This is a genomic window from Streptomyces sp. NBC_00224 (genome assembly GCF_041435195.1).
GTDB lineage: Bacteria > Actinomycetota > Actinomycetes > Streptomycetales > Streptomycetaceae > Streptomyces.
Genome location: NZ_CP108106.1, coordinates 2,843,133 through 2,861,628, shown reverse-complemented (window position 1 = coordinate 2,861,628; position 18,496 = coordinate 2,843,133). Strand labels below are relative to the sequence as shown.

The following is an 18,496-nucleotide window of genomic DNA, read 5'->3' as shown; positions in this document are numbered from 1 at the left end:
GGGGGCGAATTTCGGCCGGGCCGGTGGGGTGGTGGCTGATTTGCGGGTTCGTCTGCGGGTCCGGTGGGGGCTGGTCGCGCAGTTCCCCGCGCCCCTTAGGTAATTCCAGCTCCTCCGGCGTTCGAGGTGCGGGCCCCGTTAGGGGCGCGGGGAACTGCGCGACCAGCCACACGCGGCCCGCAGACGAACGGGGTCCGCGGGCGCAGCCCCGGAGGGGGGTTACGTATCGCAGGTCAGTACCGTCCGGCACACCCCGCACCGCACCCGCACCCTCCCCCGAACCCCCACCCGATTCCGCTGCCCGCACGTCGGGCACGAGAAGCACACCCGCAGCGAGGAACCTTCCCCCTCGAAGGAGTACGGCGCCCCCACCGACCCCCGCGCACCCCGCCGGTCGCGGGCGTACCGCCGCCGCCCCGCCCACCCGGCCGCCACCAGCGGCGGCTGCTGCTCGTCGCGCCGGGCCCGGGCGAGCCCGGCCTGGTACGCGGGGTACGCCTGCGGGCTGGTGAACCACGGCGACGGGTCCTCGCCGAACACGGCCGCCCGCTTCGCCAGTACGTAACCGAACTCCTCCGGCGTCAGGTACCCCAGCTTCTGGCTGGACACCCCGTCCTCCCGGAACGCGTCGAGCAGCAGCCACCCCGCCCCCAGGTACGTGGTCGCCGTGTCCGTGAGGATCTCGTTGTCCCGCGTCCCCGGGAACTCCAGCCCGAGCCGGTGCAGCAGCACATGCGTGATCTCGTGCGCGAGGGCCGCCCCGATGTCCCGCCGGTGGCGCCGGAAGCGGTCGTTGAGTTCGATGAAGTACTCGGGCCCCGCGGCCAGTTCGACCGACGCCGCGTGCTGCATCTCGCGGAATCCGACGATCATCCGGGCGTCCGGCAGATGCAGGTGCTGGACCAGCGCCCGGGCCACCCGCTGGGCCCCCAGATGGAGGTCGTCGTGGTCGGCGAAGGCCACGTCGGCGGGGAGGATGCTCGTGGCGTACCCCTGGATCCCGTCGGACGACAGCCGCCGGTACAGCGCGGTGATCGCCGCCCGCACGGTCTCGATGTGCGGATACCCGTGGACGACAGGACTGGAGCCGTGACTCGCCCCGGACCCGGCCGCGTTCGTATGGGCCACGCTGTCACCCCCGTACGACGGTGAACCAGCCTCCACTGTACGAGGGACCCGCGGCACCCCGCCTTCGTACACATGGCCGGAAAGTCGCCCTTGTTGGGCGCCCGGGGAGCTCCGATAATCCACAACACGCGCATTGACGCGCCCATGTCATCCCAGCGGCGCGCCGGAGCGCGGAGACGTCCAATCCCCACGTCCGACAATCCCCAACGTCCGACAATCCCCACGCTCAACCCCCCCCACGTTCAACCCCCCCACGAAAGGCAGTCCCTTGAAGAACACCCTCGTGCGTGCGCTCAAGAGATGCATAGCCGTCGCGGCGGTCACCCTCGCCGCGTTCACCCTCCAGCCCGTCACGGGAGCCTCCGCGTCCCAGGCGCCCGTGGTCGGCGGAACCCGGGCCGCCCAGGGCGAGTTCCCGTTCATGGTCCGCCTCTCCATGGGCTGCGGCGGCGCCTTCTACACCCAGCAGATCGTTCTCACCGCCGCCCACTGCGTGAGCGGCTCCGGCAACAACACCTCCATCACCGCGACCGCGGGCGTCGTCGACCTCCAAAGCAGCAGCGCCATCAAGGTGAAGTCGACCAAGGTGCTCCAGGCGCCCGGCTACAACGGCCAGGGCAAGGACTGGGCGCTGATCAAGCTCGCCAAGCCGGTCGACCAGCCCACCCTCAAGCTCGCCACCACCACCGCGTTCAACAACGGCACCTTCACCATCGCCGGCTGGGGCGCCCGCAGCGAGGGCGGCGGCCAGCAGCGCTACCTCTACAAGGCGACGGTCCCGTTCGTCTCCGACGCCCAGTGCCAGCAGGCGTACGGCAGCGACCTCGTCCCGAGCGACGAGATCTGCGCGGGCTACGTCCAGCAGGGTGGCGTCGACACCTGCCAGGGTGACTCCGGCGGCCCCATGTTCCGCAAGGACAACAACAACGCCTGGATCCAGGTCGGCATCGTGAGCTGGGGCCAGGGCTGCGCCGAGCCCGGCTACCCGGGCGTGTACAGCGAGGTCTCGACCTTCGCCGCCGACATCGCGAAGGCCGCGGCCACCCTCTAGCGCGCCGCTCGCACCGCACGGCTCCTCCCGGCCGGGCGCCCCGAATTTGCGGGCGTCCGGCCCAATCTGGTCATATGTGGACATGCCGATCACAGTGGTCATCGCGGACGACCAGGAGATGGTCAGGACCGGGTTCCGCATGATCCTGGAGAGCAGGCCCGACATCGACGTCCTCGACGACGTCTTCGACGGCCCGTCCGCCCTGGAGGCGGTGGACCGGCACGACCCGGACGTCCTGCTCCTCGACATCCGCATGCCCGGCCTCGACGGGCTCGAAGTCACCCGGCGCCTCTCCGGCCGCGACCGCCCGCACATCGTCATCGTCACCACCTTCGACCTGGACGAGTACGTCCACGCCGCCCTGCACGGCGGCGCCTCCGGCTTCCTCCTCAAGGACGCCAGCCCCGAGATGCTGGTCGAGGCGGTACGGGCGGCGGCCGCCGGGGACTCCCTGGTCTCCCCGGCGATCACGGTCCGGCTGCTGCGCGAGCTCGCCGCCGCCCGCCCCGCCACGTCCCTGCGGCAGCCCGCCGAACCCCTCACCGAGCGCGAACGCGACGTCGTGCGCTGTCTGGCGCGCGGCGCCACCAACGCCGAGATCGCCGCCGAACTGTACGTCTCCCTCTCCACCGTGAAGACCCATCTGGCCAATGTGCAGGGCAAGCTCGGCGCCCGTAACCGGGTGGAGATCGCCGCCTGGGCCTGGGAGAGCGGACTGGCCACGGGCGCGGCGTGAGCCCGCTCCGCCGCTGGCTGCGCCGCCACCCCCGGTGGGCCGAGGCCGCCCGCGCGGCGCTCGCCGCCGTCCTGGTCGGGCTCGTCGTCTTCGAAGGCCTGGCGCTGGCCCGCCGGCCCACCTCGCCGCACGCCGTCGTCTGGGCCTCGGGCCTGGTGGTCTGTCTGTGCGCACTGCCGTGGCCCCGACTCGACCTCGTCGTACGGGCCTGGGCCGCCGCGGTCGTCACCTGGGCCGCGACCGGGCTGATGTTCCTCGACCGCCCGGAGGTCGTCTGGGGGATGGGCGAGGCGGTGGCGCTCCTGGTGCTGCTCGCGGCGGTCCTGCTGCGGGCGCCGTCCCGCACCGCCGCCGTCCTCGGTCCTGTGCTCGGGCTCGGCTGTATGGCGGTGCCGGTCCGGGACGCCTCGCCCGGCCGGTTCACCCTGCTCTTCGCGGTGCTCACGGTGGTCGTCAGTGCGTACTCGCTGCTGCTGCGCGCCCAGTCCTGGCAGCGCGTGCGCGACCTCCAGGCCGTCCGCACGGCCGAGCGCATCGAACTCGCCCGCGAGCTCCACGACCTGATCGCCCACCACGTCACCGGCATCGTCGTCCAGGCCCGCGCGGCCCGCTTCACCTCGGTCGAGGGGCAGCGGGCCGCCGATACCTTCGGCCGGATCGAGGAGGCGGGCGGCGAGGCGCTGAGCGCCATGCGCCGGCTGGTGCGGGTGCTGCGCGAGGGCGAGCCGGAGACCGAGCCGGTCGCGGGCCTGGCGCAGCTGCGCGAGCTGACCGACCGCTTCTCCCTGGCGGGCCCGCCGGCCGTGCTGTACGTGGAGGCGGGCCTGGACGAAAGCCTCCCCGGCGAGGTCGCGGCGGCCGCCTACCGCGTGGTCCGCGAGGCCCTGACCAATGTGCGCAAGCACGCGGCCGACGCGAGTGCGGTGCGGGTGGGGCTGCGGCTGGTCGAGGACGGCCTTGAGGTCCGGGTCGCGGACGACGGCTCCCGCGCGGCGAGGCTGCCGCCGAGCGCGCGGGGTGGGGGGTTCGGCCTCGCGGGCCTGGGCGAGCGGGTGACGGCCCTCGGCGGCGAACTGACGGCGGGCCCGGCGCCGGAGGGGGGCTGGCTGGTGCTGGCAGTCCTGCCGCTTCTTTAGCCCGGGGTTCGTCTGCGGGTGGGCGGGGGCTGGTCGCGCAGTTCCCCGCGCCCCTGAAGCGCCCCTGCGGGGCGCCCAGGTGATTGCCGCGAAGCGGCATTTTTAGGGGCGCGGGGAACTGCGCGACCAGCCCACCACAACCCGCACCCGAAGCGCTTAGTCCAACACCCCCTCCCCCTTTGTCCATGGGCGCGCACCCCCCTCCCGGCCCATCGTGACCTGGCACGAGACCCCGTCACGAGGAGGAAGCCGGCGTGAACGCTGAAGCAAGCGGACCGAAGCGGAGGACGGTGGTGGCGGCCACCGCGCTGGCCGGGGCCGGGGTCGCGCTGGGGGCGCCCGGGGTCGCGCTCGCCGCCGGGGAGAGCGCCATCCGCTCGCGCGACCTGGAGGTGCGGGTCGGCACCGCGTTCCCGCGCATCGTCTCGTACACCGACCGCGCGACCGGCGCGAAGCTGTACGGGCAGGAGGAGCCGGTCACGAGCGTGCTGGTCGACGGGGTCGCGCACACGCCCCGGGTCACCGTGCGGACGGGCCGGGACCGGGCCGCGTACACGCTCGCCTTCGAGGGCGGCACCGAGATCGGCGTGGAGATCCGCGTCGAGGGGCACCGCGTCGACTGGCGGGTGACCCGGATCGACGACACCGCGGCCCTGCGCGTGGGCACCCTCCAGATCCCCGGCCTCGCCCTGCTCTCCGTGCGCAGCGACCAGCCGGGCGCGGCGCTGCTCGCCGCCCGGATCCAGTTGGACAAGGCGAAGAGCGGAGACACGCTCGTCCGGGTCACCGCGGACACCGCCCCGGACGCGGCGCCGGTCGGCTGCGCGTACGCGGTGCTCGCGCACGACGGGCTCGGCGGGGCCGTCGAGACCAACACCGTCTACGACAAGCCCGACAGCGCGGCCGGGACCACCTGGGAGAACGGGCGGCTGTGGCGCCAGACCCGCAAGCGCGACGGGTACGTGGAGGCGCGGCTCGTCCCCGGCCAGTGGACGCACCGGGCCGCCACCGCCGCCGTGCCGGACACCGAGCCGCTGCCGTACGCCACCGTGATCGTCACCGGTGACCGAAACGGCGACGGCACCGTCGACTGGCAGGACGCGGCCATCGCGTTCCGCGACATCATGGTCAGCCCGCTCGGCGCCGACGAGCAGCATCTGCGGGTCGTCCCGCACATCCCGTTCAACTTCGCCTCGCAGGCGACCAACCCGTTCCTGGCCACCCTCGACAACGTCAAGCGGATCTCGCTCGCCACCGACGGCCTGCGCCAGTACACACTGCTCAAGGGCTACCAGTCCGAGGGCCACGACTCGGCCCACCCCGACTACGCGGGCAACTACAACGAGCGCGCGGGCGGCATCGAGGACCTCAACCACCTGGTCCGCGAAGGGAAGAAGTGGAACAGCGACTTCGCCGTCCACGTCAACGCCACCGAGTCCTACCCCGTCGCCCACGCCTTCTCCGAGACGCTGGTCGACAAGGCGAACGAGCAGTGGGACTGGCTCGACCAGTCGTACCGCATCGACCAGCGCCGCGACCTGGTCTCCGGTGACATCGCGCGGCGCTTCGCCGCGCTGCGCCGCGACGCGGACCCGGCGCTGGGCGCCCTCTACATCGACGTGTTCCGCGAGTCCGGCTGGACCTCCGACCGCCTCCAGCGCGAACTGCGCGCCCAGGGCTGGCTGGTCACCTCCGAGTGGGGCCACGGCCTGGAGCGCTCCTCGCTCTGGTCGCACTGGGCCAACGAGACCGACTACGGCGGCGACACCTCGCGCGGCATCAACTCCCGGCTGATCCGCTTCGTCCGGAACCACCAGAAGGACGTCTTCGCCGACAAGTGGCCGACCCTGCTCGGCCATGCCCGCATGGGCAACTTCGAGGGGTGGGTCGGCAAGACCGACTGGACGGCGTTCTACGAGCTGATCTGGACGCGGTCGCTGCCCGCCAAGTACCTCCAGGCGTATCCGATCCGGCGCTGGAGCGAGCACGAGATCACCTTCTTCGGGCCCGGAGCCACCTCGGTCTCCGACGCCGACGGCACCCGCCGGATCACCACGGACGCGCGCGTGGTGTACGACGGCGGCGCCTATCTGCTGCCCTGGGAGCCCCGTCGCGCGGCCGACCCGGCCAAGCTCTACCACTACAACCCGGCCGGTGGCACGACCAGTTGGCGGCTGCCGCGCGGCTGGTCCGGGGCCCGCACGGTGGTCCTGTACCGGCTCACCGACCAGGGCCGGGCGTACGAGCGCGAGCTGCCCGTGCGCTCCGGCACGGTCACCATCGAGGGCGCGGCGGCCGGACAGCCCTATGTCGTCCTGCGCGAGCGCGCCCGGAACCGGGACCCGCGCTGGGGCCAGGGCACCGGCCTCTACGACCCCGGCTTCCACTCCGGCTCCCTGAAGGGCTGGACGGTCAGCGGCCCCGCGTCCGTACGCCGCAGCGCACTCGGTGACTACGAGCTGGTGATCGGCGCGGGCGCGGCGGCCTCGGCGAGCCAGCGCCTGACCCGCCTCGCGCCCGGTACGTACGCCGCGTCCGTGCAGGTCGAGGTGGGCGAGCGGGCGGGGGAGCGGCGCGTCGCGGCCCTGGAGGTGCGCACCGCCGACGGTGTGGCCGCGCGCAACTGGACGGCGACCTCCACGGCGGGCAACCACGTCGCCGCCGACCGCAAGCACGGCACCCGCTTCCAGCGGATGTTCACCCACTTCGCGGTCCCCGAGGGCGGCGGCCCGGTCGAACTGGCCCTGTGCGCGGAGGCGGGGGAGGCCCGGGTGCGGTTCGACAACGTACGGGTCGTGGCGGCCCGGCCCACCGCCAAGGAGGGCGCGCTGGCCTTCGAGGACTTCGAGAACGTGCCGCAGGGCTGGGGCGTCTTCGTCAAGGGCGACGCGGGCGGCGCCACCGACCCCCGCACCCACCTCGCGCAGCGGCACGCCCCGTACACCCGGCGCGGCTGGAACGGGAAGGCGATCGACGACGTGATCGACGGCGGCCAGTCGCTGAAGTCACGCGGCGAGAACGACGGACTGGTCTACCGGACCGTGCCCTTCACTGTCCGGTTCCTCCCCAGTAAGCGCTACCGCGTCGGCTTCCGTTACGAGAGCGAGAAGGCCGGCCAGTACGCGTGGATCACGGCCGTCGACGAGGGCGCCGAAACGCGCGAACTGAGCCGCGAGGTGTTCGGGGCGGCTACCGGACCGACCGCCTTGGTCTACGAGTTCACGGCCCCCGCGACCGGCGAGGCGTGGGTCGGACTGCGCAAGACCGGTGACGACGGCACGGCGGAGTTCACGCTGGACGCCTTCGAGGTGACGGAGTTGTAGGCAGAGGCGGACCGTCCGGCGGCCGGAGGGAGGCCGCCGGGCGGTCATTCACTCACGTGCTCAGCTGAAGGAGATGTTCTGGACCGTGTTGCCGGTGGTCTGCTCCCAGGCGGTGATGTTGCACTGCGTGCCCGCTGCGGAGCAGTCCACATTGACGTCCTGGCCCGTGGACCAGTCCTTGGCGACGAAGGCCTTCTTGACGTCGAGCGTCACCGATATGGCGCCGTTGGCGTCGGCCGTGAGGTTCTTGACATCGTTGGAACAGAGGGTGGAGGAGGCGCACTCGCCCACGTTCACGGCGGCGCCGGGCGTGTAGCCGGAACCGGAGATCGAAACCGTCTGGCCGTCGGAGAGACCGCTGCTCGGGGTGACCGAGATCGCGGTCGCGGCGGACGCGGGAGTGGCGAGCAGCACGGTCGCTGCCACGGCGGCTCCAGAGGCGGCCAACTTGGCGATGCGGGACCGGGTGATGAGATCCTTCATGTCAACCTCAAAGTGTGCGTCGGAAAGGTGGAATGCGCTTTCTTGGGCGCTCTTCGAGGTTAGTGGAGCCTCACTTCCGGACCCGTTGCGTCCTCAACTTCGAGCTCCCACACCCATACCTCGTTGGCTTGATCCCGCAGCACCGCTCCGGGGACGTGAAAAAAATGCTGCGGACCGGTATTCCAATAACGCCCGAGGTTGAAGCCGTTAACCCACACGAAACCTCGGACCAGGCCGTGGAGTTCGAGCCGCGCGTCACCCGGAATGGGGGCGTCGAAGGTGCCGCGAAACAGCCCCCTGCCCGCCTCCGCAGTTGAACGGAACGGCAACCGCCGCACCCGCTCGGCGTCCTCGAACGCGTCCAGCCCCAGCCCCCGCACCCTCACACCGTGCAGGAACTGCCGTTCGTGCAGCACCCCGACGGTGATCCCCTTGGGTTCGGCGAGCGTCGGCCCGTAGTTGACGCGCCCCAACGACTCCACCCACAGCTCGACCACGGCGGGCCCCGCCACCGGCTCCGGCAGCACCGCGTCGTCCTCGGTGAGCACCCCGGCCCGCACCCCGTCGACGTATACGACCGCCCGGTCCCGCAGACCGAGCACCCGCAGCGGATACGGCTGCCGGGGCCCGGGCACCTCGAACCGGTAGCGCACCACGCCCCGGTCCACGTCCAGCTCCTCGAACGTCGGCGGCGTCCCGTACACACCCTCCGCCGACCCCAGCGCCTCCAGTACGTCCTCGGCCGCCACCCACTCCGTCAGCGCCACGGTGACCGGGGCGCCCAACACCGGGGGCGCGGGCGGAAGTTCGGGAAGCGGGTCCCGCGCGTACTCGGCGAGCACCTCGCGGAACGCCCAGAACTTCGGCGTCGGGCGGCCGTACTCGTCGATGGGCGCGTCGTAGTCGTACGACGTGACGTCCGGCCGCAGCGTGCCCAGATGGGCCTCGCCGTCCCGGTTGGCGCCCGCCCACCCGGCGAAGCTGGTGCCGCCGTGCGCCATGTAGAGGTTGACGGAGGCGCCGCACTCCAGGATCTCGCGCAGCGCCCCGGCCGCCTCGCGCGCGTCCCGCACCACCGGCTCCGCGCCCCAGTGCTCGAACCAGCCGCACCAGAACTCCATGCACATCAGCGGCCCCTTGGGGCGGTGGCGGCGCAGCACCTCGAAGGCTTCGAGGGCGCCCGAGCCGAAGTTCGCGGTGGCGAGCACACCCGGCAGACAGCCGCCGGTCAGCATGTGGTCCTCGGGGCCGTCGGAGGTGAACAGCGGGACGGTCACGCCCAGTTCGGCGAGGAGGTCCGCGAGCGCCCGCAGATACACCCGGTCCGAGCCGTAGCTGCCGTACTCGTTCTCCACCTGCACCATGACCACCGGGCCGCCCCGGTCGGCCTGGCGGGCCACCACCTGCGGCAGCAGCGCCTCGAACCAGCGCTCCACGTGCCGCAGATACTCCGGGTCCCGGGTGCGCACCCGCCGCCCGAGCGCGCCCGTCAGCCAGTGCGGCAGGCCGCCGTTCTCCCACTCGGCGCAGATGTACGGGCCGGGGCGCACGATCGCCCACAGCCCGGCGGCGCGGGCCGCGTCCAGGAACCGGCCCAGCGCGTCCGGGTCCCGGTAGCGGCCCGGGGTCGGCTCGTGCAGGTTCCACGGCACATACGTCTCGACGCAGTTCAGCCCCATCGCCCGCAGCATCGCGAGGCGGTGGCCCCACTGGGACTCGTGCACCCGGAAGTAGTGCAGCGCCCCCGAGAGCAGCCGCACCGGCCGCCCGTCCAGCAGAAAGTCCTCGTCACCCACGGTGAAGTCAGCCACCGGCCCCGCCCGTCTCTCGATCTTCCGGGGTCAGCCTCACCCCTGGCGCGGGCGCCGGTCCATGGACAAAGATCGGCGCTGATTGGACGCAAAGGGGGACGGGAGGCGGCGGAACCGGCATGTACCACACCTGGATGCGCTATTTCACGCCGAGCCCGGTCCACCACCGGCTCGGCCTGGTCTGTCTCGGCGTCGGGATGCAGCACGGCACGCTGCCCACCGTCGGGCCGCGCACCCTGGACCACCACGTCGCCGTGGTGATCGGCGCGGGCGGCGGCTGGTTCCGGGGCGCGGACGGGGAGCGCCTCACCGTGACCGCGCCCGCGCTGATCTGGCTCACCCCGGGCGTGCCGCACCACTACGGGCCCGACCCGGCCACCGGCTGGGACGAGTCGTTCGTCGACTTCACCGGGCCCGCCACCGCCACGTACACCGAGCTCGGCTACATCGAACCCGAGCGGCCCGTCGTGCCGCTCGCCGACACGGCGGGCGCCCGGGCCGCCGTCGGCCGGATCGCCCGGGCGGCCCGCCGGGGCAACCCGCTCCTGGAGGTCGAGACGGGCGCCGCCGTCCACGAACTCCTCGTCGCCCTGCGCCGCGCCCGCGCCGACCTCGCGCCCGACGGCGACCCCGTTCTGCAGGCGCTCGCGCGCGACGCCTTCCAGCCGCTGTCGGTGGCCGAGCACGCCGCCCGGCACGGCATGACCCCCGCGGAGCTGCGCACGGCGGTGCGCCGGGGCGCGGGGTGCAGCCCCAAGGACTACCTCCTGGGCATCCGGCTCGGCCGCGCCAAGGAGCTCCTCGCGGCCACCGAGCTGCCGGTCGCCGCCGTGGCCCGCCGGGTGGGCTACGACGACCCCGCGTACTTCTCGCGCCTGTTCACCCGACGTGTCGGCACCGCCCCGGTCCGCTTCCGCGAGCAGCAGGGCCGAGCCGTCCCCGGCGGCTGGAGCAGCAGGATCCCGGATCCTGAACACCCTCCGACGATCCCGGGCCCGGCCACGTAAGCTCGACGACCATGACCACGATCGACCCCTCCGTGCAGGCGGAGCTCGCCCGGCTCCGGGACAGCATCGACAACATCGACGCGGCCGTCGTCCACATGCTCGCCGAGCGCTTCAAGTGCACCCAGCAGGTCGGCCATCTGAAGGCCGAGCACAAGCTGCCGCCGGCCGACCCGGCCCGCGAGGCCGAGCAGATCGACCGGCTGCGCCGCCTGGCGGAGAACGCCAAACTGGACCCGGCCTTCGCCGAGAAGCTCCTGAACTTCATCATCGCGGAGGTGATCAGGCACCACGAGACGATCGCCAAGTCGTCGTGATGTCGTCGTGAGCCGCCGTCTGTCCGAGCGCCCTGCGCTGAGAGCGCAACGCAATCCCCGTGTGCGGACCGGGGCGCATCGGGCAGCATGGCCTCCATGTCCGTACTGACGCGCGACGAAGCGCAGACCCGTGCCCGGCTCCTCGACGTCCAGCGGTACGAGATCGAGCTCGATCTCACCACCGGCGAGGAGACCTTCGACTCCCAGACCGTCATCCACTTCACCGCACGCGCGGCCGGGGACACGTTCGTCGAGGTCAAGCCCGCCACCCTGCGCTCGGTCAGCCTCGACGGACAGCCGCTGGACCCCGCCGCCCTGGTCGAGAACCGCCTGGCGCTCACCGGTCTCGCCGAGGGCCCGCACGAGCTGCGCGTCGAGGCGGAGATGACGTACTCGCACACCGGTGAGGGGCTGCACCGCTTCACCGACCCGGTCGACGGCGAGACCTACACGTACACCCAGCTCTTCATGGAGGACGTGCAGCGCGTCTTCGCCGCCTTCGACCAGCCCGACCTGAAGGCCGCCTTCGACTTCACGGTCACCGCGCCCGAAGGCTGCACCGTGCTGGCCAACGGCATCACCGAGCAGCAGGGCGACGGCCGCTGGAAGGCCGCCACCACCCCGCTGCTCTCCACCTACTTCGTGGCGCTCGCCGCCGGCCCCTGGCACTCGGTGACCACCGAGCACGCGGGCCTGCCCTTCGGTCTGCACTGCCGCCGCTCGCTCGCGCCGTATCTGGACGCCGACGCCGAGGAACTCTTCGAGATCACCCGGCAGTGCTTCGACCGCTACCACGAGAAGTTCGACGAGCCGTACCCGTTCGACTCGTACGACCAGGCCTTCGTGCCCGAGTTCAACGCGGGCGCGATGGAGAACCCGGGCCTGGTCACCTTCCGCGACGAGTTCATCTACCGCTCCGCCGTCACCGACACCGAGCGCCAGACCCGCGCCATGGTCGTCGCGCACGAGATGGCCCACATGTGGTTCGGCGACCTGGTCACCCTGCGCTGGTGGGACGACATCTGGCTGAACGAGTCGTTCGCCGAGTACATGGGCTACCAGACCCTCACCGAGGCCACCCGCTTCACCGACACCTGGGTGGACTTCGGGATCGTCCGCAAGGCCTGGGGGTACGACGCCGACCAGCGGCCCTCCACCCACCCCGTCGCCCCCGACCCGGCCGCCGTGCCCGACACCGCCTCCGCGATGCTCAACTTCGACGGCATCTCCTACGCCAAGGGCGCGTCCGCACTGCGCCAGCTGGTGACCTGGCTGGGCGAGAAGGACTTCCTCGCGGGCATCAACACCCACTTCAAGCGGCACAAGTTCGGCAACGCCACGCTCGCCGACTTCATCGACAACCTGGCCTCCGCCACCGACCGCGATGTGCACGCCTGGGCCGACAAGTGGCTGCGCACGACCGGCGTGGACACGCTGACGCCGGTGGTCGGGGAGGACGGGGGCTCCTGGACGCTCGCCGTGGAGCAGGACGGGGACCGGCCGCACCGGATCGCCGTCGGCGCGTACGACATCGACCCGGCGCGCCCCGGACAGCTGGTGCTGCGCGAGCGCTTCGAGACCGACGTGCCCGCCGCCGAGCCGGTGACCCGCGCCGGCGCGCGCCCCGCGCTGGTGCTCCTCAACGACGGCGACTTCAGCTACGCCAAGGTGCGCCTGGACGCCGAATCGTGGCAGACGGCCCTGCGCTCCCTCTCCGGACTGCCCGACCCCCTCGCCCGCGCGGTCGTCTGGAACGCCGCCCGCGACATGGTCCGCGACGGCCAGCTCCCGCCCGCCGCCTATCTGGAGGCGGCCCGCGCCCACCTCCCGCACGAGTCGGACCTGGCCATCGTGCAGGGCGTCCTCACCTTCGCCCACGGGCAGGTGGTCGACCGCTACCTCGCGGACGGCGCGCGCCCCGCCGCGCTCGCGCTCCTCGGCGAGCTGACCCGGGACCTGATCCGGCGCACCGAGGACGGCGACAACCCGGGCCTGCGCCTCACCGCCGTCCGCCACTTCATCGACTGCGCCGCCCAGCCCCACACCATCCAGGAGTGGCTGGCCGACGGCAGCGTCCCCGGCGGCCCCGAGCTCGACCCGGAGCTGCGCTGGCGCGTCCTGTACCGGCTCGCGGTGCTGGGCGCGACCTCCGAGGCGGAGATCGCCGCCGAGCTGGCGCGCGACCCCAGCGCGACCGGCGAGGAGGGCGCGGCCCGCTGCCGCGCCGCGCTGCCGGACGCGCCCGCGAAGGCGGCCGCGTGGGCCGCGATGTTCGAGGGCGACGCGCTCTCCAACTACCTGTTCACGGCGACCGCCCAGGGCTTCTGGCAGCCCGAACAGGCCGAGCTCGTACGGGAGTACGTGACGCGCTACTACGTGGACGCGGTCCCGCTGGCCGCCCGGCGCGGCCCCGCGATCGCGGAGGCGGCGGGCCGCTACGCCTTCCCGGACTTCGCGGTCGACGCGGAGGCGGTGGCCCTGGGCGAGGAGTGCCTGTCCCAGGGCGACCTTCTCCCGGCCCTGCGGCGCAAGCTGACCGACCAGGTCGACGACCTGCGCAGGGCGCTGGCGGTACGGAACGCCTGACCCGGGCCGCCGTACGACGGCCTTGGGGGGTGGCGTGCTCATACCAGCGCGCCACCCCCCAACACCCCACCTCCGGGGGCCAGTACCACTTTCGGGTTGAGATCGTTGTGCAGGGCAGCCCCATCGCGCCGGGACGCTCCAGGCTGGTGAGGCCGTCGTTCGCGCACCCGAAGGACTCCCCCCATGCACACCCCGCCCCTCGCCGGCGGCCCCACTGGCCCCACCGCCCTGCACCCCCTCCTCGGCGTCGTCCTCGACGCGCTGCACCAGGGCGCGGTGGCCCGGGGCGGACCGCTGCCGGGCGGCGGGCCGGAGGCGGTGGCCGTGCGGGTCGGAGCCGCGGTCGGGGAGGCGTTCCCGTTACGGGGCACCAGTGCCGAGGAGGCGCTGACCACGCTCGTGCGGGCACTGGCGGAAGGCGCGGCCGACCCCGCCGACCCCCGCTGCGCCGCCCATCTGCACACCCCGCCGCTGGCCCTCGCCGCGGCCGCCGACCTCGCCGCCTCCGCCCTCAACCCGTCGCTCGACTCCTGGGACCAGGCCCCCGCCGCCGCCGAGCTCGAAGCCCTCGTCACCCGGGCGCTGGCCGCCGAGTTCTGGCCCGGCGGCGACGCGCTGGTCACCAGCGGCGGCACCGAGTCCAACCAGCTCGCCCTCCTGCTCGCCCGCGAACGGCACGGCGCCGTCCAGGTCGTCCAGGGCGCCAACGCCCACCACTCGGTCTCCCGCGCCGCCTGGCTGCTCGGCCTCCCCGAGCCGGTCACCGTCCCCGCCCCCTCCGGCACCCTCGACCTCGCCGCCCTCGACGAGGCGCTCACCGACCCGCACCACCAGGTCCTGGTCACCGCCACGGCCGGCACCACCGACACGGGCGCCGTCGACCCGCTCCCCGAGATCGCCGCCCTGTGCGCCCGGCACGGCGCCGAACTGCACGTCGACGCCGCGTACGGCGGGCCGCTGATCTTCAGCGACACCCACCGCACCAAGCTGCGCGGCCTGGAACACGCCCACTCCGTCACGCTCGACCTGCACAAACTCGGCTGGCAGCCGGTCGCCGCCGGGCTGCTCGCGGTCCCCGACCCGGCCCGCCTCGCCCCGCTCGCGCACACCGCCGACTACCTCAACGCCGACGACGACACCGAAGCGGGCCTGCCCGACCTCCTCGGCCGCTCCCTGCGCACCACCCGCAGACCGGACGTACTGAAGATCGCCGTCACGCTCCGCGCCCTCGGCCGCACCGGCCTCGCCGAGCTCGTCGACCGCACGCTCGCCCTCGCGCGGACCTTCGCGGACCTCGTCGAGGAACACCCACGCCTCGACCTGTACGAGCGCCCCGCGATCTCCACCGTCCTGTTCCGCCCGACGGACGCCCCCGACGACGAGGTCGCCGGGATCCGCCGCGCCCTGCTCACCGAAGGCCGGGCCGTCCTCGGCAGGGCCCGCGCCGACGGGCGCCTCTGGCTCAAGGCCACCCTGCTCAACCCCCACACCACCACCGGCGACCTGGCACAGCTCCTCAAGACCGTGGAAGGCAGCATCCCGCGATGACCGCACCGGCACCCGTCCAAGACATCGACCGTCCGCACGACCTGGTGGGCATCGGGGTGGGCCCGTTCAACCTCTCGCTCGCCGCCCTCGCCCACGGTGTGCCCGGCGGACTCTCGACCGCCTTCTACGAACAGCGCCGCGCCTTCCACTGGCACCCCGGCCTGCTCATCGAGGGCGCCACCCTCCAAGTCCCGTTCCTGGCCGACCTGGTGACCCTCGCCGACCCCGCCAGCCCCTGGTCGTTCCTCAACTACCTGCGCCACCGGGAGCGGCTCTTCCCGTTCTACTTCGCCGAGCGCTTCCACATCCAGCGCACCGAGTACGACGCGTACTGCCGCTGGGTCAGCGAGAGCCTGCCCGGGATGCACTTCGGACACCAGGTGGACGCGGTGCGCTGGAACCCCGAACGGGAGGTGTTCGAGGTCGACTTCACCCAGCTCGACATCCACGGCCAGGCCGAGGCCCTCGGCCGCGCCTTCGCCCGCAACCTGGTCCTCGGCGTCGGCACCGAACCGTATGTGCCGGAGCCGCTCAAGCCGCTCGCGGACGCGCCCGCGGTGCCGGTGATCCACTCGGCCGACTACCTCGACCACCGCGAGCGGTTCCTCGCCGCCGACCACATCACCGTCGTCGGCTCCGGCCAGTCCGGCGCCGAGGTCTTCCTCGACCTGCTCCGCAACCGCCCGGCGGGCCGCGAGCGGATCACCTGGCTCGCCCGCACCGAGACCTTCGCGCCGATGGAGTACTCCAAGCTGGGCCTGGAGCACTTCACCCCCGACTACACGCGCTACTTCCACGCCCTGACCGAGCCCGTCCGCGACGAGCTGGTGCCCCGCCAGTGGCAGCTCCACAAGGGCATCGACGCGGACACCATCGCCGCCATCCACGACGAGCTCTACCGCCGCACCCAGCACGGCGGCTGGCCCGACGCGACCCTCACGCCCGGGGTCAGCGTCCGCACGGCGGGCCGCGTCGCCACCACCAAGGTCGAGCTGCACCTGGAACACGCCCAGCAGGGCGTGCGCTCCCGGCTCACCACCGACGCGGTGATCCTCGCCACCGGCTACCGGGAGCGCCCCCTGGCCCGCATGCTGTCCGGCCTCGACCCCTATATGCGCCTGGACTCCTCCGAACGCCCGCGCATCGACGCCGACTTCCGCCTGGTCCTGGACAGCTCGGTCACGGGCGCGGTGTACGTCCAGAACGCCGAGAAGCACACACACGGGGTGGGCGCCCCCGACCTGGGCCTGGCGGCCTGGCGCAGCGCGGCGATCCTGAACTCCCTGACGGGCAAGGAGCCGTACCCGCTACCGACGCGCACGGCATTCACGACGTTCGGCCTGACCAAGCCACAGGAGACCCGCCCGGCACAGAGGGCACCGGGCGGCTTGATCCCGCTGGAGGGGTGACCTAGGAGTGGGTTTGGCCCGCTCTCGCTGGAGGGCCGCCCCGCCCCCCCCTTGCCTTTAGGGGCGCGGGGAACTGCGCGACCAGCCCCCACCGGCCCGCAGACGAAGGCTTAGAACACGGCGACCCCGTCCCGGACCAGCTTCCAGTCCACGGAAGCAAACGCGGCGGGGTCGACAACCCCCTTCACCTTCACCCACGAGATGATCGTGTTGCGAATCTCCTCGGAGTTCGCCCAAAGCTGCTTCGCGCCCGCGACATGCGGGAAGTTGCCCCCACCATTGGCCCGGTAATTGTTGACCGCCAGTACAAACTGAGCCGCAGGATCCAACGGCTTGCCCTGGAACGAAAGGTTCGAGATCCGCGCCCCCGCCGCCTTCGCGATGTCGATGTCGTACGTCAGCCCCGACACCGCGTCGTAGTTGTAGTCGGGCGTGTTGCCGGCGTTCGTCAGCTTCGACGTGTCGACGGGCGCCCCGGCAGCCGTCTGGACGTAGTACCGCGCCGAGAACTCCAGATAGTCCTTGATCTGGGCGCCGGTCAGAAGCCGCGCCTCCAGCGTGTTCTCGAACGGGTAGAGCCCGGCCGCGTCCTTGATGGTGACCTGGCCTGACGGGATGACGGCCGTGCGCGAGAAGCAGGACGCCTGCGACAGCACCGGCAGGGCCGCGTAGGCGCCACCCGCGAGCGCCGCCTTCACGGTGTCCACCTGGACCGCGTTGATCAGGTCGATGATCGGCTCGTCCTTCCAGGCCGCCTCGGCGGTGGTCATCGCCGCCTTCGACGTGCCGATGACCTGGTTGACGTACGCCACGACCTTCCTGTGCTCGTCGGAGAGCAGCCGGACGATCTTCGGGTCCTCGACAACGGCACTGGAGTTGAGGACCTTGGATCCGGCCTTCTCGACCGCCCAGTGGCCCTTCTCCCACACCAGGTCGAAGTCGAACACGGTCAGCCGCTGCCCCCACTTCAGCGGCTCGGACAGCACGACGTCCTTGCCGGTCTGCTTGTTCTTCACCCGGTACTCGGGAATCTCCGTGTGCGCGTGCCCGACCAGGATCGCGTCGATCCCCGGCACCTGCTCGGCCACCAGCGCGGCCGCGTTCTCGATGTACGGCAGCTGGTCGCCGTACGACGAGGTGCCGGAGGAGCCCGAGTGGGCGGCCACGATCACCACGTCCGCGCCCATCGAGCGCAGCTTGGGCACCCACTTCGCGGCCTGCTCCTCAAGGCCGGGGAAGACCATCTTGCCGCTGACGTTGGCCTTGTCCCAGATGGCGATGCCGGGGTTGGTGAGACCGAGGATCGCGACCCGGACGTCCCGCCCGTGCGGGGTGCACAGCCGCTTGATGACGTACGGCTGGAAGGCCGGCTTCAGCGTCTTGGCGTCCAGCGCGTTGGCGCCGAGCAGCGGGAAGTGGCACTGCTCCTCGAACTTGCGCAGCACCGGGATGCCGTAGTTGAACTCGTGGTTGCCGAGGGCGGCGGCGTGGTAGCCGATCGCGTTCATGGCCTGCGCCATCGGGTGCACCGGGCCGTGCTTGGCCGTGATCGGGTCGACCTTGGCGTAGTAGTACGACAGCTGGGTGCCCTGGATGGTGTCACCCGCGTCGATCATCAGGGTGTTGTGGCGGCCCTTCTCCTTGCGGACCTGCTCGACGAGCGTGGAGATCTTGGCGAGGCCGATGTCGTTGTGCGCCTTGTCGTCGAACTCCTTGTCCGTGAAGTAGTCCCAGTTGAAGACGTTGCCGTGCAGGTCGGTGGTGCCCATGACGCTGAACGAGTACCGCTTCGGCGCACGCCCGTGGCCGTGCCCGTGCTCATGGGCCTCGGCGGGGGCCGCGACACCCCCGACTATGGCCGCACCGGCTCCGGCGGCGGCCGTGGTGCCCAGGAACGTCCTACGGTTCAGCGGCATGTGATGCACTCCCTGACGGTGTGTTACGCGCGTAGACGTACGCGACGC

13 protein-coding genes are annotated in these 18,496 nt (G+C 72.2%); 9 read left to right on the top strand and 4 right to left on the bottom strand.

The window, feature by feature from the left end; translation table 11 throughout:
- Positions 1-219: 219 nt before the first annotated feature.
- Complete coding sequence (locus OG965_RS12740) at positions 220-1,128, bottom strand: hypothetical protein (protein ID WP_371652123.1); 909 nt, start codon at positions 1,126-1,128, stop codon at positions 220-222.
- 268 nt (positions 1,129-1,396) lie between these two features.
- Between OG965_RS12740 and OG965_RS12735 the strand changes: the two genes are divergently transcribed.
- From OG965_RS12735 to OG965_RS12720, 4 genes are all read left to right on the top strand, one after another.
- The gene (locus OG965_RS12735; RefSeq protein WP_371652121.1) at positions 1,397-2,179 is read left to right on the top strand and encodes a trypsin-like serine protease; all 783 of its coding nucleotides are present in this window, start codon (positions 1,397-1,399) and stop codon (positions 2,177-2,179) included.
- Between the two features lie 82 nt (positions 2,180-2,261).
- On the top strand, positions 2,262-2,915 hold the full coding sequence (locus OG965_RS12730) for a response regulator (RefSeq protein WP_371652120.1): 654 nt from the start codon (positions 2,262-2,264) through the stop codon (positions 2,913-2,915).
- Complete coding sequence (locus OG965_RS12725; RefSeq protein WP_371652118.1) at positions 2,912-4,051, top strand: sensor histidine kinase; 1,140 nt, start codon at positions 2,912-2,914, stop codon at positions 4,049-4,051. The genes OG965_RS12730 and OG965_RS12725 overlap by 4 nt, the downstream gene beginning before the upstream one ends.
- A 254-nt stretch (positions 4,052-4,305) precedes the next feature.
- The gene (locus OG965_RS12720) at positions 4,306-7,374 is read left to right on the top strand and encodes an endo-alpha-N-acetylgalactosaminidase family protein (protein ID WP_371652117.1); all 3,069 of its coding nucleotides are present in this window, start codon (positions 4,306-4,308) and stop codon (positions 7,372-7,374) included.
- 60 nt (positions 7,375-7,434) lie between these two features.
- Here OG965_RS12720 and OG965_RS12715 read toward each other — a convergent pair whose 3' ends face one another.
- Positions 7,435-7,857 carry an enediyne antibiotic chromoprotein gene (locus OG965_RS12715; RefSeq protein WP_371652116.1) on the bottom strand — a complete coding sequence of 141 codons (423 nt, stop codon included), beginning with the start codon at positions 7,855-7,857 and terminating at the stop codon, positions 7,435-7,437.
- A gap of 59 nt (positions 7,858-7,916) precedes the next feature.
- A complete protein-coding gene (locus tag OG965_RS12710) occupies positions 7,917-9,668 on the bottom strand; it encodes a beta-galactosidase (protein WP_371652114.1) in 1,752 nt (583 codons plus the stop codon).
- Positions 9,669-9,787: 119 nt separating this feature from the next.
- Here OG965_RS12710 and OG965_RS12705 point away from each other — a divergent pair, with 119 nt between their 5' ends.
- The 5 genes from OG965_RS12705 (at position 9,788) to OG965_RS12685 (ending at position 16,532) form a co-directional block, all read left to right on the top strand.
- The gene (locus OG965_RS12705) at positions 9,788-10,675 is read left to right on the top strand and encodes a helix-turn-helix domain-containing protein (RefSeq protein WP_371652113.1); all 888 of its coding nucleotides are present in this window, start codon (positions 9,788-9,790) and stop codon (positions 10,673-10,675) included.
- An 11-nt stretch (positions 10,676-10,686) separates the two neighbouring features.
- Positions 10,687-10,989, top strand: coding sequence for a chorismate mutase (locus OG965_RS12700; protein ID WP_101387841.1), 303 nt, complete (start codon positions 10,687-10,689; stop codon positions 10,987-10,989).
- Positions 10,990-11,085: 96 nt separating this feature from the next.
- Positions 11,086-13,575 (top strand): aminopeptidase N, encoded by a 2,490-nt coding sequence (pepN, locus tag OG965_RS12695; protein WP_371652112.1) that lies wholly within the window; start codon positions 11,086-11,088, stop codon positions 13,573-13,575.
- Positions 13,576-13,758: 183 nt separating this feature from the next.
- The gene (locus OG965_RS12690) at positions 13,759-15,123 is read left to right on the top strand and encodes an aspartate aminotransferase family protein (RefSeq protein WP_371652111.1); all 1,365 of its coding nucleotides are present in this window, start codon (positions 13,759-13,761) and stop codon (positions 15,121-15,123) included.
- Complete coding sequence (locus OG965_RS12685; RefSeq protein ID WP_371652110.1) at positions 15,120-16,532, top strand: lysine N(6)-hydroxylase/L-ornithine N(5)-oxygenase family protein; 1,413 nt, start codon at positions 15,120-15,122, stop codon at positions 16,530-16,532. Before OG965_RS12690 ends, OG965_RS12685 begins: the two co-directional genes overlap by 4 nt.
- 110 nt (positions 16,533-16,642) lie before the next feature.
- On the opposite strand, the gene OG965_RS12680 is transcribed toward OG965_RS12685, so the two are convergent.
- Positions 16,643-18,448, bottom strand: coding sequence for a bifunctional UDP-sugar hydrolase/5'-nucleotidase (locus OG965_RS12680; RefSeq protein ID WP_371652109.1), 1,806 nt, complete (start codon positions 18,446-18,448; stop codon positions 16,643-16,645).
- Positions 18,449-18,496 lie beyond the last annotated feature (48 nt).

Excerpts from the sequence above, each read along its gene's own strand:
- OG965_RS12715 (WP_371652116.1), bottom strand. The coding sequence starts at position 7,857 with ATGAAGGATCTCATCACCCGGTCCCGCATCGCCAAGTTGGCCGCCTCT.
- OG965_RS12705 (WP_371652113.1), top strand. The coding sequence starts at position 9,788 with ATGTACCACACCTGGATGCGCTATTTCACGCCGAGCCCGGTCCACCAC.
- pepN (WP_371652112.1), top strand. The coding sequence starts at position 11,086 with ATGTCCGTACTGACGCGCGACGAAGCGCAGACCCGTGCCCGGCTCCTC.
- OG965_RS12700 (WP_101387841.1), top strand. The coding sequence starts at position 10,687 with ATGACCACGATCGACCCCTCCGTGCAGGCGGAGCTCGCCCGGCTCCGG.
- OG965_RS12730 (WP_371652120.1), top strand. The coding sequence starts at position 2,262 with ATGCCGATCACAGTGGTCATCGCGGACGACCAGGAGATGGTCAGGACC.
- OG965_RS12685 (WP_371652110.1), top strand. The coding sequence starts at position 15,120 with ATGACCGCACCGGCACCCGTCCAAGACATCGACCGTCCGCACGACCTG.
- OG965_RS12690 (WP_371652111.1), top strand. The coding sequence starts at position 13,759 with ATGCACACCCCGCCCCTCGCCGGCGGCCCCACTGGCCCCACCGCCCTG.
- OG965_RS12680 (WP_371652109.1), bottom strand. The coding sequence starts at position 18,448 with ATGCCGCTGAACCGTAGGACGTTCCTGGGCACCACGGCCGCCGCCGGA.